Genomic DNA, 265 nt, shown 5'->3' on the forward strand with positions numbered 1-265 from the left:
GCTCTATGCGGAGCAAGGACGCTTTGATTTGACAGATGTCATTACTACGCTGCAAGAAAAGTTGATTCGTCGCCATCCGCATGTCTTTGATGCAGAAAACCTACAAGATGACGCTGCGGTTAAAGAGCGCTGGGATGAGATTAAAGCAGAAGAAAATCAAGCGCGTGCGCTACGTGGCAAGCCGCGCCGCCGTTTGGATACGTGCAAACCGGGTAGCGCGCTGATGCAAGCACAAGACGTGCAAAAACAAGCGTCAAAGTTAGGC

At 50.9% G+C, this 265-nt stretch carries 1 protein-coding gene; it reads left to right on the forward strand.

The features are described from left to right. Positions 1-265 (forward strand): MazG nucleotide pyrophosphohydrolase domain-containing protein (locus tag AAEY79_RS15165; protein WP_352289287.1); only part of this gene is annotated, 265 nt, incomplete at both ends.

The sequence above is a fragment of the Psychrobacter sp. GW64-MNA-CIBAN-0177 genome (assembly GCF_040309585.1).
In the GTDB taxonomy this organism is placed as follows: domain Bacteria; phylum Pseudomonadota; class Gammaproteobacteria; order Pseudomonadales; family Moraxellaceae; genus Psychrobacter; species Psychrobacter okhotskensis.